13 protein-coding genes are annotated in these 18,871 nt (G+C 40.5%); all 13 read left to right on the top strand.

Annotated features, from left to right (window positions below; genetic code table 11):
• The 13 genes from NBH14_RS05765 (at position 1) to NBH14_RS05705 (ending at position 18,864) form a co-directional block, all read left to right on the top strand.
• The gene (locus NBH14_RS05765) at positions 1–1,992 is read left to right on the top strand and encodes a beta-galactosidase (protein WP_186958679.1); all 1,992 of its coding nucleotides are present in this window, start codon (positions 1–3) and stop codon (positions 1,990–1,992) included.
• Between the two features lie 8 nt (positions 1,993–2,000).
• The gene (locus tag NBH14_RS05760) at positions 2,001–4,259 is read left to right on the top strand and encodes a GH92 family glycosyl hydrolase (RefSeq protein WP_186958678.1); all 2,259 of its coding nucleotides are present in this window, start codon (positions 2,001–2,003) and stop codon (positions 4,257–4,259) included.
• A 207-nt stretch (positions 4,260–4,466) separates the two neighbouring features.
• On the top strand, positions 4,467–4,790 hold the full coding sequence (locus NBH14_RS05755; protein WP_128132812.1) for an L-rhamnose mutarotase: 324 nt from the start codon (positions 4,467–4,469) through the stop codon (positions 4,788–4,790).
• Positions 4,791–4,833: 43 nt separating this feature from the next.
• Entirely contained in the window at positions 4,834–5,502 is a 669-nt protein-coding gene (locus NBH14_RS05750; RefSeq protein ID WP_186958677.1) for a cobalamin B12-binding domain-containing protein, read from the top strand.
• Positions 5,503–5,508: 6 nt separating this feature from the next.
• Entirely contained in the window at positions 5,509–6,507 is a 999-nt protein-coding gene (locus NBH14_RS05745) for a uroporphyrinogen decarboxylase family protein (protein WP_186958676.1), read from the top strand.
• Positions 6,504–7,205, top strand: a complete 702-nt coding sequence (locus NBH14_RS05740) for a vitamin B12 dependent-methionine synthase activation domain-containing protein (protein WP_233566619.1) — start codon at positions 6,504–6,506, stop codon at positions 7,203–7,205. The genes NBH14_RS05745 and NBH14_RS05740 overlap by 4 nt, the downstream gene beginning before the upstream one ends.
• A 6-nt stretch (positions 7,206–7,211) precedes the next feature.
• On the top strand, positions 7,212–8,240 hold the full coding sequence (locus NBH14_RS05735) for an L-rhamnose/proton symporter RhaT (protein WP_186958675.1): 1,029 nt from the start codon (positions 7,212–7,214) through the stop codon (positions 8,238–8,240).
• 36 nt (positions 8,241–8,276) lie between these two features.
• Positions 8,277–9,524 (top strand): uroporphyrinogen decarboxylase family protein, encoded by a 1,248-nt coding sequence (locus NBH14_RS05730; RefSeq protein WP_186958674.1) that lies wholly within the window; start codon positions 8,277–8,279, stop codon positions 9,522–9,524.
• A 43-nt stretch (positions 9,525–9,567) separates the two neighbouring features.
• Entirely contained in the window at positions 9,568–11,055 is a 1,488-nt protein-coding gene (locus NBH14_RS05725) for an alpha-L-fucosidase (protein WP_128132807.1), read from the top strand.
• 42 nt (positions 11,056–11,097) lie between these two features.
• Positions 11,098–12,882: an alpha-L-fucosidase gene (locus NBH14_RS05720; RefSeq protein ID WP_186958673.1), complete on the top strand. Its 1,785-nt coding sequence runs from the start codon at positions 11,098–11,100 to the stop codon at positions 12,880–12,882.
• A gap of 526 nt (positions 12,883–13,408) precedes the next feature.
• Positions 13,409–14,002 (top strand): RNA polymerase sigma factor, encoded by a 594-nt coding sequence (locus tag NBH14_RS05715; RefSeq protein WP_186958672.1) that lies wholly within the window; start codon positions 13,409–13,411, stop codon positions 14,000–14,002.
• A gap of 59 nt (positions 14,003–14,061) precedes the next feature.
• Positions 14,062–15,261 carry a FecR family protein gene (locus tag NBH14_RS05710; protein ID WP_186958671.1) on the top strand — a complete coding sequence of 400 codons (1,200 nt, stop codon included), beginning with the start codon at positions 14,062–14,064 and terminating at the stop codon, positions 15,259–15,261.
• 135 nt (positions 15,262–15,396) lie between these two features.
• Positions 15,397–18,864: a TonB-dependent receptor gene (locus NBH14_RS05705; RefSeq protein WP_186958670.1), complete on the top strand. Its 3,468-nt coding sequence runs from the start codon at positions 15,397–15,399 to the stop codon at positions 18,862–18,864.
• The last annotated feature ends 7 nt before the right edge of the window (positions 18,865–18,871 follow it).

Here is an 18,871-nt window from a genome sequence, read left to right as displayed (position 1 = left end):
ATGGAAAATCAACGAAGAATAATATATGTATTGCTTATAGGACTGTTAGCTGTGCCACTCAATGCTCAGAATAGGATAAAAACACGGGCTGAATCATTCTGGGGTGTTCATTTTGATCGTCATACTCAATTGACTGACGATCACTTAGGAAAAACATTGACTGAAGGTATGGTCGATTCCATGCTGACGGCTGTGCGCCCCGATTATATTCAAGTGGATAGTAAAGGACATCCGGGTGTCTCATCTTATCCAACGGAGGTCGGGCAGCAGGCTGCCGGATATGATAAAGATCCGTTAGCTTTGATCAGGGAGGTAACACGAAAGAGAAACGTAGCATTGTATGTTCATCATTCGGGAGTAATGGACATCAATTATGTTCGTTTACACCCGGAGGAAGGACGACGAGGTGCTGATGGTAAGCCGGATGGGCAGAATGCCAGCCTTTGGGGAAATTACGCAGACCAACTATTGATCCCACAACTGAAAGAGCTGGCATTAAAATATAAAGTTGATGGTGTCTGGATTGATGGAGAAAGTTGGGCGGTTTATCCGGATTATCATCCGGCTGCTGTAAAAGAATTCAAGCAGGAGAGTGGGTTGACTTATGTACCTGTTGTCCCGGAAGACCCCAATTATAAAGTCTTGCTTGAGTTTAACAGGAAGAAATTTATCTCGTATATAAATCACTATACAACAGAGTTAAAGAAAGTAGCCCCGCAGTTTCAGCTATGTTCAAACTGGGCATTTAGTGCTTTGATGCCGGAACCGGTTCCAGCAGATATGAAATTAGACTTTTTATCCGGTGATTATGATCCGGATGATGCTTTGAATACAGCAAACTGGAATGCTCGTTGCCTGGCAGGACAAGGATTGCCTTATGATCTGATGGCATGGAGTTTTGTTCGCCATTCTGTCCCTAAGACAGCCTTGCAACTTTGTCAGGAAGCAGCGGCTGTTATCAGTCTGGGTGGTGGGTGCCAAATGTATTTCAGGCAAAATCAGGATTTATCTTTTCAACCTGCGTCATTTGGTATAATGCGGGAGGTTGCAGACTTTGTATTACCAAGAAAAGAGTATTGTAAGGGTATACGGCCTATTCCACAAATTGCTTTATTCTATTCTACTGCAGGTTGGAAACGGGAAGTAAATGATATTTACAGACCATTTGGTGTGAATGGCATCAGAGGCGTTATGAATGCTCTTTTAGACGGGCAACAGGCTGTAGAGGTTTTAATGACTCACCATATGGTAAATAGTATGGAAAAATACCCGTTGATAGTTGTACCTGAATGGAAAGAAATAGAACCGGAAATGATTGTCCGGTTGAAAGAATATGTTCAAAAGGGAGGTCATTTGCTGGTTATAGGTTCGGATGCGACAGTTCTTTTTGATGATATACTGGGAGTAGAAGGAGTAAAGGAAAGTACTGCTTCCTGTCTAGGTTTTGATAGTCGTTTTGTCGATATACAAGGACCATTTCGGGAAATCCGCTTGAATCCGGAGGTAAAGGAATTAGGTCGGTTATACCAAACGAATGATTTCCGCTTCCCTTCAGGAGTTGCTGCTACTATTAGTGATTACGGGAAAGGAAAGGTCGCAGGAGTATATATGAATATGGGAGAATCTTATCTTTCCTCTACATCTCCTGTATTCAGGGATTTCCTGTCGGGAATAGTAAATGAGTTATTTCCGGATCCATTAGTCTCTGTACAGGGATCTCATCGGGTTCATGTTGTTCCGGCAGAAAAGGAAGGACGGATGCTTATCCAGTTGATCAATACATCCGGCGATCATGCTAACCGTCATGTCAAAGGTATAGATGAAATACCTGTATTGACAAATTTGAAAGTATCAGTGAATATAAGTGAGAAACCTCGGAAAGTATTGTTGCAACCGGAAGGTAAATTACTGAAATTTGATTTTACCGGGAACAAGGTTTCAATTGTCATTCCAGAATTGAAAATTCATGATATAGTAGAAATAGTGAAATAAAGTAGAGTATGAATAAGACAGGAAAAATTACATATCTGTTATTTTTATTGGTGATGTTGTCGGTTTCGTGTAAGAATGAACAGAGACAATCAAACAATCAGTATGTAAATAAGTTTATTGGTACCGGCTCGAATGGCTGTGTTGCCCCTGTAGCTTCCGTCCCGTTCGGAATGGTACAGATTGGACCTGACACACATGCAAATAGTTCGGGATACCATTATGATCATACGAATTTGGTCGGTTTTAGTCATGTACATAAAAGCGGAGGAGGTTGTGGCGACTTTCTGGATCTGTTATTTATGCCTTTACCTTTAAATTATAATACAGATAGTATTACAAACCTCTATTCCCAATATTATCAGGCGGCTTTTACTCACGAAAAGGAATATGCAGCCCCAGGATATTATTCGGTAGATTTATATAATGGTGATCTGAAAGTTGAGTTAACAGCTTCTGCACGATGTGGCATCCAACGGTATAAGTATAATTCTCCGGGAACTGTTCCTGTTGTTATAGATCTGGAATATGGTTCGCAGGGAGCTTGCACGATTCAAAGTGAACATAATGTGGATACAGTCTTTGATGCGGCAATTGAAAAGGTAGATGATTATACCATTCGTGGATATCGATTAACAAACGGATGGGCTCCGGAACAACATGTGTATTTTTATACCACTTTTTCTTCCCCTGTCAAAGATTGTCTGTTGTTTCTGGATAATGAGCGCGTTGAAGGTGTTTCTGCGTTAGAAGGCCGTAATGTGAAAGCAGTTCTTTCATTTGAGAACGGGGGAAAAGAGTTGGATATTAAGACGGGTATTTCTGCTGTAGGTATGGATGGTGCCCGTAATAACCTACTGGCGGAAATGAGTGATAAAGATTTTGACCAGCTACGGAAGGAAGCCGCTTCCGAATGGACTTCTATTTTAGGGCAGATTGAAATAGAAACAAAAGATCCTGAAAAGAGGGAACTGTTTTATACCTCCCTGCATAATGTAATGATGTATCCGATGCTCTATTCGGATGTTGATAACCGTTTTCGTGGGCCAGACAGTCAGGTACATCAGACAAACGGTTTTGCTTATTATGGTGCTGTTATCGGTTTGTGGGATACATTTCGTGCAGCCTGTCCGTTACTTGCTGTTTTACATCCGGATATTATGAAAGACTACATCAATACTGCATTGGAGCATTTCAGGTATGCTGGGCAGCTTCCTATCTGGACTTTGGCCGGCGTAGAGACCTATCAGATGGTTGGTATTCATTCTATGCCACTAATAACCAATGCTTATATGAATGGTATTACAGGTTTTGATACTGAACTCGCAATGGAGGCAATGGTTGAATCGGCCATGAAAGATACCTGTGGATATTCTATGGGGTACTTTGTTGGATTGGAGAATTACAAGAAATATGGCTATGTACCTTGTGACCTGGAGATGGAATCTGTTGCCCGTACTTTAGAATATGCTTTTGATGACTGGGCGATCTCGCAATTTGCTTCTTTAACAAATCATTCTCAGATTTACGATAAGTTTTATACCCGTTCGCTGAATTATAAGAATGTAATAGATACGAGCACATTGTTGGCCAGGGGAAAGACAAAAGCCGGGCATTGGCGGGAACCATTTTATCCTTTACGTTCGGAACATCGGGCTGACGATTATTGTGAAGGAAATGCCTGGCAATGGACTTTCTTTGTTCCGCATGATGTGAATGGTCTTGCCGAGTTGATGGGAGGAAAAGATGTTCTGGCCTCCCGGTTAGATTCTTTGTTTACGATGAGTTCAACATTGGAAGGAGAAACGGTTTCCGGAGATATAAGTGGACTGATCGGACAATATGCACATGGAAACGAACCCGGACATCATACGATTTATATGTATAATGAGATCGGACAGCCTTATAAAACACAGAAATATGTAAATGAAGTGTTGACAACTTTATATGATAATACTCCGGAGGGTATATGTGGAAATGAAGATACAGGACAAATGAGTGCCTGGTATGTCTTCAGTTCTTTGGGATTTTATCCGATGGACCCGGTTTCAGGTAAATATCAACTGGGAGCTCCATTGTTTGACCGGGCTTCGATCAATTTGCCGTCCGGGAAACAGTTTATTGTAACGGCAGATAATTTGTCTGATAAGAATATATATGTAAAAGAGGTTTGGTTGAATGACCATTTGTTGGATCGGGCTTATATAACTTTTGAAGAACTATTGAATGGAGGAACACTTTGTTTTAAAATGACTGATAAGTTGGAATAGCAGAAAGTTTCTTATTCTTTTTATAGAAGTAGGTGTAAACGAATTTGGAGGTATATCCGAATTGGTTTGCACCTACTCTTTTTATGTACTAGTGAAAGATAAATTATCTGAATCTCGGAAACAGTCAAAAGAACCACGTATATTGAAAACTTCACCTCTGGTATATCTGCTATTTTTGCTCATACCTAATCTAATAAACAGGGAAATATGAAACGTTATGGAAGTATAATTGGCGTGAAGCCTGAAAAACTGGAAGAATATAAGAAATTACATGTTGCTGTCTGGCCGGAGGTATTGGCAAAGATAAAGGAATGTAATATTCGTAACTACTCGATTTATTATAAAGACGGAATGCTGTATAGCTACTATGAATATATTGGTGATAATTACGAAAAAGATATGCAGAAGATGGCAGCTGATCCAACCACCCAGGAGTGGTGGAAGCTGACCGACCCCTGCCAGCAGCCAGTAGAAAACCGTGCTCCCGGGGAATGGTGGGCTGCTATGGAAGAGGTGTTCCATATGGACTGATGTCCTGTAAAACGAAATAAATTAGCTTTAAATATTATTGAACATGAATGACATTATTATTAAACTTGGCGAATGCGTGGAATTCGGCAAGATCAATCAGGCATCGCCTTATCCACCGGCAATGAAAGGACAACCGGGGGCTGACGAACTGACTCGTGAGGCTTTGGAGAATGGCCTGTCTCCTCAGTCTATTCTGAATGATGCACTGATTCCGGCAATGAACCGTGTAGGCAACAAATTCACAGAGGGAAAGATATTTGTCCCTCAGATGTTACTGTCCGCAAAAGCGATGAATAGTGCCATGGCGCATCTGAAGCCCTTCTTCCAGAGTGGGGAGATCAAACGTAAAGGCGTATTCGTTATTGGTACGGTAATGGGAGATTTGCATGACATCGGGAAAAATCTGACAGGAATGATGGTTGAAGGTTCCGGTTGGGAGGTCATTGATTTGGGGACAGACGTGCCGGCTGAAAAATATATCCAGGCACTGGATGAACATCCGGGGGCAATTTGCGGCATGTCTGCTTTGCTGACTACGACAATGAGCAATATGCAACCCATGATCGCAATGATCCGTGAAAAACACCCCGATACCAAAGTGGTTGTTGGCGGTGCACCTCTGAATGCTACTTTTGCGCAAGAGATCGGAGCGGATGCCTATGCCCGTGATCCGCAGGATAATATCAACTGGTTGGATTCAATCGTAGCCTGATAGTGTATGAATAAGTTTATCAAACAATTACTGGATAGCGACAAACGGATCGCTATCCCCATCATGACTCATCCCGGCATTGAAGCGATAGGGAAAAAGGTATTTGATGCTGTGACAAATGGCGAAGTCCATTATCAGGCAATCCGTAACGTAACGGAAACCTATAACACGGCTGCCTGTACTGTCATTATGGATCTGACAGTTGAGGCGGAAGCTTTCGGGTGTACGATTAGTATGCCGGAACATGAAGTACCCAGTGTTACGGGACGTCTGGTTTATGATGAAGAGTCAGTGAACCGTCTGCAAGTCCCTTCCCTGTCAGTAGGGCGGATGCCGGAATATCTGAAGGCTAACCGGCTGGCGATAGAGAATATAAAGGATAAGCCTGTGTTATCCGGTTGTATCGGCCCGTTTTCGTTGGCTGGAAGGCTGTATGATATGTCTGAGATTATGGTCGGAATTTATATCGAACCGGAGGTAATTAAGACTTTGCTGGATAAATGTACAGCCTATATCACCGCTTATTGCAAAGAATTGAAATCTCTCGGAGCCACAGGTGTAATTATGGCTGAACCTGCTGCCGGGTTATTATCTAATGATGATTGTCAGGAATATTCAACCGTTTATGTCAAACAGATTGTAGAGGCGGTACAAGATGAAAATTTCACTGTTATTCTGCATAATTGCGGTAACAAGGGACAGTGTACCCAAGCAATGATTGATTCCGGAGCTGCAGCACTACATTTCGGGAATGCAGTTGATATGGTGGCAACATTGGAGCAATGTCCGTCAGATCTTATTGTAATGGGAAATATTGATCCGGTAGGTATCCTGAAACAAGCATCTTCTGAGGATGTATATCGGATCACTTCTGACTTGTTGGCAAAGACGGCAGGGTATAAAAACTTTGTTATCTCCTCCGGCTGTGATATGCCGCCTTTGGTTCCGGAGGCTAATATCAAAGCGTTCTATAAGGCTGTTGCTGATTTTAATGGAGTGAAATGATGTTTCGCTCATATACATTTTCATTTGAAGAGGTCAGGCCGGAAAAGTCTGTTCTGATGGAGTATCTGCAAATCCCAGATGCAGAAAGTTATTCGCTTGTCTCGGAGATTGTAGAGAAGACTTTTTCCGGACTGGCGAATTCAAAGGAGATCATCGGAGGATACAGGATACTGGATTGTAAAGGACTGGATATAAGGGAAGGTACAGTTTTTTGTTCACCAGGTCCGTTGCATACCGGACGTAAGATCAGCGGTTATATGACCGGTGCCACAGAGATTGCATTATTTCTTTGTACAGCGGGAAAAACATTTACAGATCTGTCCCATGCCTATCAGCAGAACGGCGATTTTCTGGAAGCCTTTGTTGTCGAGTCGATTGGTTCAGCAACCGTAGAGAATGCCATGGATAAAGTTCAGTGTTGTTTGGAAGAAGAAATAACGGCTCGAGGCAAGAAGATCACGAATCGGTATAGTCCCGGTTATTGTGAATGGGCTTTGTCTGGTCAGCGTGATCTGTTCTCTTATATTGGCGATCATCCGACTGGAATAACGATCAATGACTCTTGTTTGATGCAACCGATTAAATCGGTCAGCGGAATTATAGGAATAGGGGATGAGGTGAAGAAACGGTCTTATGGCTGTGATATTTGCAACAGTTCCTCTTGTGTGTATAGAAATATTAGAAGAAAAAACCAATAAGAATATATGACATTTGAATTATTATTTGGAATCGGACTGATCGCTATCGGCGCTTTTTCGTCCGGGAGTTTCTCCATCCCTTTTGGTAAGACCCGTAACTGGTCGTGGGAGAACTATTGGCTGATATATAGTTTGTTCGCCTATGTAATAGTACCAGTAGTAGCCTGTCTTATTTTTTGTCCAGGATTTATGGATGTATTGTCCGGTGTCCCGTCACGAACATTGGGATGGATATTCCTTTTGGGAATTATTTATGGAATCTGTAATCTCACATTTGGTTTGTCACTCCGTTATCTGGGACTTTCGCTCGGTTTCTCTCTTTCCCTCGGATTGATGATGATATTGGGCACGATCATTCCGCCGGCTATCGATGGGCGGTTAACTATACTGTTGCAGCAATCCGGCGGAACAATGCTGATTGCCGGCCTTTTGATTGCTGCCGTCGGTATAGCTCTGAGCGGATATGCCGGTTACCGGAAAGATAAGGGGGCGGGATCGGAAGCTAATCCGGAGTTGAACTTCGGGAAAGGATTGGTACTTGTCTTCTTTGTCGGCATAACAGGGGCTTCACAGGCATTGGGGATAGAGCAGGGGAATGGTATCTCGTCTGCTTTGGTCACATCTGGTATCGATCCGTTGTTTCAGACGTTGCCTGTCTTTTTTGTGCTCTTTGGCGGCTCTTTTCTGATCACCGCGATCTGGTGTCTCTTCCTGTCGAAAAAGAATAACAACCTGAAGGCTTTTGTTGAAACGAAGGATATCGCTGTCTCCCGTAACTATCTGTATTGTGGCCTGGCCGGTTTCCTGTGGTTCGTCAACTTTATATTTTATGGCATGGGAAAGAGCCGGATGGGAGAATTTTCGTTTACCGCCTGGGGAATACTGATGTCGCTGACCATTGTCTTTGCAACCCTTTGGGGATTGTATCGAGGAGAATGGAAAGCTACTGATACAAAAACAAAAGATTGGATGTATGCCGGCCTGATAGTTCTGATCGCTGCTTCGTTTATTATAGGAATGAGCGGGGGAGAGTAATGGAAATTGAAAATTAAGAATTAAGAATTGAAAATTATGACTTCAAGAGAACGCGTTTTAGCTGCAATAGCTCATAAAGAGCCCGACCGTGTGCCGGTCGATATGGGGGCAACTCCCAGTTCAGGCATCTCTGCGATCGCCTATTCCAATTTATTAAAACACCTGGGACGTACAGATCTCCCGGTTCAAATTTACGATGTCGTGCAGCAACTGGCACAGCCGGATATGTCGATTATCGATCAGTTCGGTATTGATGTCCTTGACATTGGTCGTACTTTTAATGTACAGCCGTCTGATTGGCATGACACGATTCTGGCAAATGGTGACAAAGCGTTGTATCCTGCTTGGTTCAATCCTGTAGTCCAGCCTAACGGGTCGTATCACTGTTACGATACCGACGGCAAGCGCCTACTGGCTATGATGCCGAAAGGTGCCACCTTTTTTGACCAGTCTTATTTCCCTTATGTAGATGGTTATCCGGATAGCTACGAAGGGTTGGATGCGGAAATGGGACGTGTCCTCTGGTCTCGTTATGTGCATAGTCCCTGGGATCATGCTGCCGACCCCGGTTTTTGGGAACAACTGCGTAAGAATGCCCTTCACCTGCGTGAAACAACAGATAAGGCACTGATGATCGTTTGCGGTTGTAATCTTTTCGAGTGGGGAACTTTCCTGCGGCGGATGGATAATTTCCTGATGGACTTGCTTTGCGACCCCGATCAGGTAGAACGTGTACTGGACGAATTGTTGAAACGCCATTTGGCTACCCTGGAAAAAGTCTGTGCTTCTGTTGGCGATATCGTGGATATTATCCGTTTTGGCGATGACCTGGGGATGACGACCGGTCCGTTTATGGACCCTGATACATACAAAATGCTCTTTAAACCCCGTCATAAACAGTTGTGTGATTATGTAAAGTCGCATAGCCAGATGCATACTTTTATCCATTCTTGCGGTTCCATCTCTCCCTTAATGCCTGACTTGATAGAGGCTGGTATTGAGATCTTCAACCCGGTACAGACCAATGCTGTGGATATGGAGCCTGAGTTTCTAAAAAGAGAATTCGGACAGGATTGTACTTTCTGGGGAGGTGGTGTGGAAACTGTCGGCACTCTGAATAACGGTACACCGGAGCAGGTTCGCGAACAGGTTTTGCAACGTTTGGAGATCATGTCGGACGGTGGCGGTTTTGTTTTTAACACTGTACATAATATCCTGCCGGATGTTCCGCCGGCTAATATTATTGCGATGTTTGATGCAGTTAAAGAATTTAATGACCGATAGGCTTTAAACCTTCTGTTTTTAGACAGGAACTAAAAACTGAGATATGAAACGATTATATTATTTGATATTTTTATTGATATTGATTGGATCATCAGGAACTTTCGGACAGAAAATCGTTCCGTCTGAGCGTCCTAATCCTACTCAACAGAAGATGGTAGAGCGAGGCTATGGAATGTTTATCCATTTCGGAATAAACACTTTTGGTGAGACGGAATGGTCCGATGGCTCTATTCCTGTTGAAAAATACAATCCGACAAAATTGGACTGTGACCAATGGGTACGGGTTGCTCATGACGCCGGATTCCGTTATGTACTGCTCACGACTAAGCATCATGAAGGCTTTTGTCTTTGGGACAGTAAATATACGGAGTATGATGTCGCTTCTTCACCTGTAAAGACAGATGTGGTTGCTGAGGTATCTAAAGCATGTAAAAAATATGGTTTGAAGTTTGCGGTCTATTATTCCTTATGGGACAGGAATGCTCCTTCTTATAAAGATGAAGATCCTGAAAAATATGTGGATTACATGTGTAACCAGTTGACAGAGTTGTTCACTAATTATGGCCCGATCTGTGAACTTTGGTTTGATGGGGGATGGGACAGGAAACCGGAAGATTGGAACATGCCACGTGTTTATGACTTGGTAAAAAAGTTGCAACCCCATTGTGCCATTGGTGTGAATCATACGATTGTCTATAAAGAGAACGAGCGTAAATCGGCTTTACCTGACTCTATGATCACGGATAATAAATACTTTTTCCAATATTTCCCGAGTGATTTCCGTTTGTGGGATCCGAAGATTGCACATAAAGGGGATAAGAAGCAATACCTGCATGACGGTAAATCTTATTATGTTCCTTTTGAACATACGATTTGCATTAGTAAAAACTGGTCATGGTTCGGGAAAAAAGACCCCATTCCGACACGTAGCTTAGATGAATTGGAAGAGTTGTTCTATTGGTGTACAGACAACCAAAATACATTGGTAATGAATATTCCTCCCGATCAAACCGGTCGGATCAGGGAACATGAAGCCAATACGATCATTGATTTGGGACGCAGGCTCGGATTGAAACCCAACAAACCTCTTCCGACCAACGGGACATTCATTTCCATGCATGCACCAGCCCGGGCCACATCCGTTTACGGAAAAGATGTGGAGAAATATGGTGCCCGGATGGCGGTCGACGGGGGAATGCAAACACGTTGGGCCTCAGCAGACACATTGGCGACTTTGACAATTGAATTGGATGAAAGTAAGCCGTTTAATAAAATCTCTATCTTTGAATACCAAGATGAGGATTATTCACAGGATGGTTTTTCTTGTTACCGTTCCAATCGTATACAAGAATATAATATCGCTATTTTCCACCAAAATGAATGGAGAACCATATATTTGGATAACGAGTCTATGGGAGATTGTAAAGTAATTCGTTTCCCACAGTCGTATCGTGCTTCTAAAATCCGGTTGGAAATAACAAAGGCTCTGGCTCCTCCGTCTATTAAAGAGTTTAATGTGATTCAATATTGAGGTAGGTTTAAGAAGGAATAATAAATTTGTAAATGACGTTAGATGAATAAAATTTTAAGGGAAATTATATTGGGAGGTTTCATGCTGATAGTAACAGTCACGACCATTTTGGCTCAACAGCGAATGGATCAAATGTGGGGGGATCAGCAAGCAAAGAACAAGGAACTGAAAGAGAAACGCGGTCATTTGTTTGAATGGGGAAACTACGCCATGTTCATTCATTGGGGCTTATTCTCCCATTTGGGAAATGTATGGAATGGTAAAACATATTACGGCATTGGAGAATGGATGATTGATGTTAACATGGCCAATGCAAATCGGGATGAATATAAAGCTGTCAGTCGTTCGTTCAATCCCAAAGATTTCGATGCGATGAAAATTGTACAGTTGGCTAAAGATGCAGGAATGAAATACATCATTATTACAAGTAAGCATCATGATGGTTTTGCCATGTATCATTCCTTATGTGACAAATTTAATATAGTGGATGCAACCCCCTTTGCCCGCGATCCGATGAAAGAACTGGCTGATGCTTGTAAAAAGTTGGGACTGGGCTTTGGATTCTATTATTCGCATAATCAAGATTGGACTCATCCCGGAGCTTCCGGTGCTCCCCGAGTGGATAAAGATGGGAATCCCCGGACGTTTGATGATTATTTCCATGAGAAATGTTTACCGCAAGTGGAAGAAATCACTAAAAATTATGGTGATATGGAGCTAATTTGGTTCGATACACCGGGAGATATACCCCAAAAATATGCAGAGAAATTAGTTGAAGTTGTACATCGGAATCAGCCTCGGGCGCTTGTCTCCGGGCGTATTGGTTATAATTTAGGAGACTACCAAACATTAGGAGATATGGAAGTCCCATTAGAAAATATCGATGGCTTATGGGAGAGTGTTGACGTGACAAATGACGCATGGGGGTATGCTTGGTATGATCAAAACTGGAAATCTCCGAAACAAATTTTGCAATATCTGATCTCTACTATTGCCCGTGGAGGTACTTATATGTTGAATATAGGTCCTGATGGAATGGGAAATGTTCCGGAATTCGTTTCACAGACTTTGCGTGCTTCCGGGAAATGGATTGCCCGTTACCCTCAAGTTATTTATGGAGCGGAACCTTCTCCGTGGAAACATGCACTTCCGTGGGGAGACGTCGTGAAACAAGGTAACAAACTATATTTGAACGTATATGAATGGCCAACGTCTGGTAAACTTTATTTACCCGGATTACAAACGGAAATAGTCTCAGCCGGAATTCTTGGTGAAAAGAAAAAACAACGGATTAAATTTGAAAAGGAAGATAACTGGACAGTATTTCAAGTACCTTTCCAAAAGCCGGACCGGATGATAACTGTCATCGAATTGGAAATGAAGGATAGTGAGATTATAGTAAATAATACTTTGGCTTTGGATCCTGAAACAGGAATAAACGACTTATCGGTTAAGTTTGCAAAAGCTGCTAATTGTCATGTTTATAAATCTAGTTGGATGGAAAAATTTGGCGAATGGAAACATGTATATTGCATAAGCGACCTCAACCGTAAAGGTAATGTTGCCTGGAATATTGAAGTTAAAACTCCTGGCGTATATCAAGTAGATCTGAAAGTAAGAGGTAAAGAACGTCCGGTATGGAAGGTAGAAACAGATGAAGGGCATATTGCACAAAACCAACAAAGTGTATCGTCTGCTTTTCAGAAAAGACCGATTGGTTGGATTCGTTTCGATAAGCCTGGTATACATACGGTGACTGTTTGCATGCCTGAAGGCGGACAGGCTGATTTGGCATCTATTTCAATGACTCCAATCAATTTTGAATAAGGTCTAAAATATACAGAACGTGTCAAAGATGTCTATTGATTAGTTCCTTAATACGTTGCGCAATATTTTGTTATATGTTACTCCTTGATTATAATGACGATCTAAATCCCAAAGTTGTCTGGAGTTGCGGAAGATGGGTGGATTGGAAAAAAGTATATTATAATTTGTGAAACCAAAGGCTTCTTTCTACTTTTGTAATCCAATCGTTGGTAAAATGTTGCCGTAAAATGATTGGATTAATTACGAGAAGCGTTTTATGATATTATCCTAACATTGGAACTTCGACACTTTCATAACCTTGGATAGTAGACAGCGAACGCTCACATGCTTGTTTTTGTTGTATCCCTGTGTTTTTACATATAGGAATATTCAAAATAAAAGGGTGTGAGCTGTTGTTTATATCAATGGTTAGGGCAGTCGAAGGCCTCAATGTTAGGTATATCAACAGTCCTCACGCCTCTTTTTATTTATTATCCAGTCTTGGGGATTGATGGATACAAATGTTTTCCTAAATTTGGAGCCTCATATGGAAATAAACTATAATGTATCGGAAAATATTCTTTGGATGAGTTTTAAGAACGGAGATGATAGAAGTTTTGAACTCATATACAGAAAGTATGCAGATGCTCTGTTCCGGTATGGCATCCAGTTTACTTCCAATGAGTCTTTGGTAAAAGATGCTATTCATGATGTTTATGTAAAACTTTATAATGACAGGCAGCATCTAAAAACGGAAGTCAATATAAAATTCTATTTGTTTACCTGCTTGAAAAACCACCTGTATAATCTTCTGAAACGAGAACTGTTTTTTGATAAAGTGGATATAGAAGAATATGAATATTTAGACCCAGGAGCGGAAGAGCAAGTTACGTTAACTCTAAATCAAAGCGAATTACAGGAAACAGTTCGAAAAGTCCTGGGTATGTTAACAGATCGGCAACGGGAAATAATTTATTATCGCTATATAGAAGAACTTTCGATAGAAGAAATAGCTGTATTGATGGATATGAATTATCAGTCAGTACAGAATTCGATACAACGGTCGATCAAAAAAATACGGGAGTCTTTCCCTATATTGGCTATTTTCTTCATTTTGTACAAAAAAATGTATTTCTGTTGAGTATAAATTTTTCATTCGATTGTATTCTTTTTGGGGAAACCCATTAAGTACAATTACAAATGGAAAAAAAAGACTATACCAATTATTCGGCAGAACAATTATTGGAAGATGATTTCTTTTTGGAATCATTTTCTAAACCAACGCCTGATTCTCTGAGTTTTTGGGTAGATCAGACTCGCGGAAATGAAGTTTTGACCAAAGAGGTTGCGTATGCAAAAATTATTCTTCGCTCTATTCCTTACCGTAAACGTATCTTTTCTTCAGATGATAAAGAGTTGCTTTGGATGCGTATTTCTGAGACAAATCATAGAAAGCATTTATTTAGATATTGGTATTCTTCGGTTGCAGCAGCGGCTGTATTATTAATATTGGTGGTGGGAGGTTTTTATTATACAGATTATTATGCAAAAGATAATCTGACTGCGATTGAGAGGGTTCAAAGGCCTGAACATTCGGTAGAAACGATCCAGTTAATTTTGGCAGATGAAAAGAAAGTAAACATAGAGGAAGAGGATTCCCGCTTGCAGTATAGTAAAAAGGGTGAATTACATATTAATACTCAAAAGGTAGATATTCCTCAAAAATCTACGGATACAAATAAACAAGGCCAGAAGAATCCTGTTTACAACCAACTAATCGTTCCTGCTGCTAAACGTTCTTTTCTAGAATTGGCGGACGGTTCAAAAATCTGGGTTAATGCAAATACACGGGTTGTTTATCCGGTCACTTTTGAAAACAAAAAGCGTGAAATATATGTAGACGGGGAGATTTACATTGAAGTTTTTCCGGATAAAGAACGTCCGTTTATAGTTAAATCTGAAAAAATGGATATCCGTGTATTAGGTACGAAATTTAATGTTTCTGCTTATGCTGCGAATAAGGAGTCATCGGTTGTTCTTGTATCTGGTAAAGTAAATGTTCAGACAGATAATCGGTCGGAATCCGTATTGGAACCGTCTGAACGACTTTCTTATGGAAAAGGCTCTACTGATATAAAAAAAGTAAACGTTGAGAATTATATTTCCTGGAAGGATGGATTTTATACGTTTGATAATGAATGTTTCTCAATCGTTCTGGATAAGTTATCCGATTACTATGGTAAAAAAATGGCATATAATGCCGAAGTAGGAGCATTACGTTGCTCCGGTTCATTGAATCTAAGTGATGATATGGTAAAAGTATTGAACGGCTTAGAGTCGACCATGCCGGTCAATTTTACAATAGAGAGAGAATATATATCAGTAATTGTTAAACCTTAAAAAGAAGATGAATATGACATAAAAAGAGTTTGAAAAAACAAAACCGGATAATAGTGGGTATTATCCGGCAGTAAATTTAAAAGAAAGAATTCTGCAAAAATTCTTTCCAGTTAAATCAAAAATCAATACAAATGTATGAAAAACAAACGAATAAATAACGTTAGAATACGTGAATTCAGAAGATTAAAATGTGTTATAGTCGCATGTCTGGTGGCGGCATCTTGTTGGGCTGTTGATTTTTCAGCAAAACTAGCCTATTCACAAAAGACTCAGATTACCTTAAATCTGACCAATAAAACCCTGAAAGAAGTCTTCAAAGAGATTGAACGAAACAGTGAATTCGTCATTTTCTATTATGAAGGAGTGGTAGATGCTAACAAGCGTGTTAAAATTAGAGTAAAGGATCAGACGGTTGATAAAATACTGGATACGCTTTTTGAAGGGACTGATAATGCTTATAATATTGTGGATAAGCAAATTTACATCACTAAACAAATTGGAAATGAAAAGGCTGTTGTAACTCTTCCGGTCGTTCAACAGCAAAGAAAGATTACCGGAAAAGTTATTGATGAAATGGGAGAACCTTTACCCGGAGTTGCCATACAGGTGAAGGGCACCCCCCGGGGGGTAACAACTGACATCGATGGTTCCTTCGGAATCGATGTCAGAGATACTGATATATTAATGTTTTCTTATCTGGGTATGCAGGACCAGGAAGTATCGGTTACAAATAAAAAGCAATTGTTCGTTACGTTGAAGGAAAAAACGGATGAATTAGAAGAGGTTACCATTGTAGCATTTGCTAAGCAGAAAAAAGAGAGTGTACTAGCTTCTATTACGACAGTAAAACCATCGGAATTAAAGGTCCCGAGCAGTAACCTGACAACTGCTTTAGCAGGACGTATGTCCGGTATTATATCTTATCAACGAAGCGGTGAACCGGGACAGGATAATGCCGATTTCTTTGTACGTGGGGTCACCACATTCGGTACAGGAAAGAAAGACCCATTGATCTTGATTGACGGAGTGGAGTTTACCTCTGAAGATTTGGCAAGACTGAATACGGATGACATCAATAGTTTCTCTATTATGAAGGATGCTAATGCTACGGCTCTTTATGGGGCTCGTGGTGCAAATGGTGTGATTCTCGTAACAACAAAAGAAGGGCAAGAAGGTAAGGCCAAATTTTCGATCCGTTTTGAAAATTCATTAGCAGCTCCGGCTAGTGAGGTTGAATTGGCAGATCCGATTACCTATATGAATTTGCATAATGAGGCGGTACGAACACGTGATCCGTTAGGAGTTTTACCTTATTCAAATGAGAAAATAGCCAATACCGGAATCGGCAATCCTAATGTGTATCCAGCAACCGATTGGAAAAATATGTTATTCAAAGATTATACGATGAACCAACGTCTGAACATGAATATCAGTGGTGGTGGGAAAGTAGCTCGCTATTATGTGGCAGCTTCGTTCAATCAGGACAATGGTATTTTGAAAATCGATAAGCGGAATAATTTCAATAGTAATATCAATTTGAAAAAATACTTGCTTCGCAGTAATGTCAATATTAATGTAACCAAAACAACAGAACTGATTGTTCGTTTACATGGAACATTCGATGATTATAGCGGTCCGGTAGATGGAGGTAGCGCATTATATAACAAGGTGATGAGAACAAGCCCGGTACTTTATCCGGCCTATTATGAACCTGATAGGGCAAATCAGTATGCGCAACATATTTTGTTTGGCAATGATGACGGAGCGAATTATATAAATCCTTATGCCGATATGGTTAAAGGATATAAAGATTACAGTAAAACAGTCATATTGGCACAATTAGAGTTAAAGCAAGATCTTGATTTTTTAGTTAAAGGATTATCTGTCAGGGGTATGTTTAACACTTCACGTACTTCTTATTTTGATGTTTCCAGATTTTATACTCCTTTTTATTATAAGATTGGTTCGTATGACAAATACAAGGACTCTTATACCTTGATGGGATTGAATGAACAACAAGGAAAAGAATATCTTGATTATAAGGAGGGAGAGAAAAAAGTAAGTAGTACTACTTATTTTGAAGCTGCTGCACAATATAATAATACATTTGCAGAAAAGCACAATGTAAGTGCATTGATGGTATTTACAACCCGTGAAGAACTAATTGGGAATGCTGGTGACTTGCAGCAATCTTTGCCTTTTCGAAATATAGGATTAGCCGGGCGTTTGACGTATGCATTCGACAATCGTTATTTTATTGAAGGAAACTTTGGTTATAATGGCTCCGAGCGTTTTTCATCTAGAGAACGTTATGGCTTTTTCCCTTCGGCTGGTGTCGGTTATCTGATTTCGAATGAAGAGTTTTTTAAACCTCTTAGTCATATCATCACAAAATTGAAATTGAAAGGAACGTATGGTCTTGTTGGTAATGATAATATCGGTAATGCGAAAGACCGTTTCTTCTATTTGTCAAACGTAAATTTGGATAATGGGGATCGTAAATACACTTTTGGAACAGATTTTGGTTATTCAAAAAATGGAGTTTCTATCAGCCGTTATGAAGATCCGTATATTACTTGGGAAAGAGCCTATAAACAAAATTATGGTATTGAATTAGGGTTATGGGGAAAAGCGGAGTTGCAAGTGGATTATTTCAGAGAAAATAGAAAGAATATCTTGCAGTCACGTTCCGCGATTCCATCAACTATGGGTTTACAAGCTTCTCCCCAATCGAATATCGGGGAAAGTTTTGGTTCAGGAGTTGATATGTCATTGGACTATTCCCAGTCATTCAATAAAGATATTTGGTTGACTGCAAGAGGTAATTTTACGTATGCAACAGCAGAATATAAAGTTTATGAAGAGCCGGAATATACAGACACACCTTGGCGCAGGCATAAAGGGCAAAAACTTTCTCAGGAATGGGGATTGATTGCGGAACGGCTTTTTATTGATGAAGAAGACGTTAAAAATTCGCCGGTACAACAGTTCGGTGAATATATGGCAGGTGATATCAAATATAAGGATATTAATATGGATGGGATAATTGACGATCAGGATAAAGTTCCTATTGGCTATCCTAAAACTCCTGAGATTATTTATGGTTTTGGGTTCTCTGTGGGGTATAAGAATTTTGATTTGTCTACATTCTTTCAAGGATCTGCCCGCTCTTCTTTCTGGATTGATTCAAGGAAGATCACTCCTTTTATCGATACAGACAATGATAATGATGCTGATAAAGATAAGATTGCTAGAAATGCTCTTTTACAAGAGATTGCAGATAGCCATTGGTCGGAAGCGCACCGGGATCCGCATGCTTTTTGGCCACGTTTGGCTGACAAAAGCATTAATAATAATACGCAAACCAGTACGTGGTTTATGCGAAATGGAGCTTTTCTACGTATGAAATCGGCAGAGTTGGGATATACAGTTCCGAAAGAATTGACAAAAAAGATTCATTTGGGAATGGTGCGGTTTTATGTGAGTGGGACAAACTTATTTGTAATCAGTCCGTTTAAAATGTGGGATCCGGAAATGGCTGGAAATGGTTTGGGATACCCTGTACAGCGAGTGTTTAATGTTGGAATTAATGTTAGTTTATAAAACGAAT

This window comes from Parabacteroides caecihominis (assembly GCF_023656785.1).
GTDB lineage: Bacteria > Bacteroidota > Bacteroidia > Bacteroidales > Tannerellaceae > Parabacteroides > Parabacteroides segnis.
This window is presented reverse-complemented; position numbering and strand designations above follow the sequence as displayed.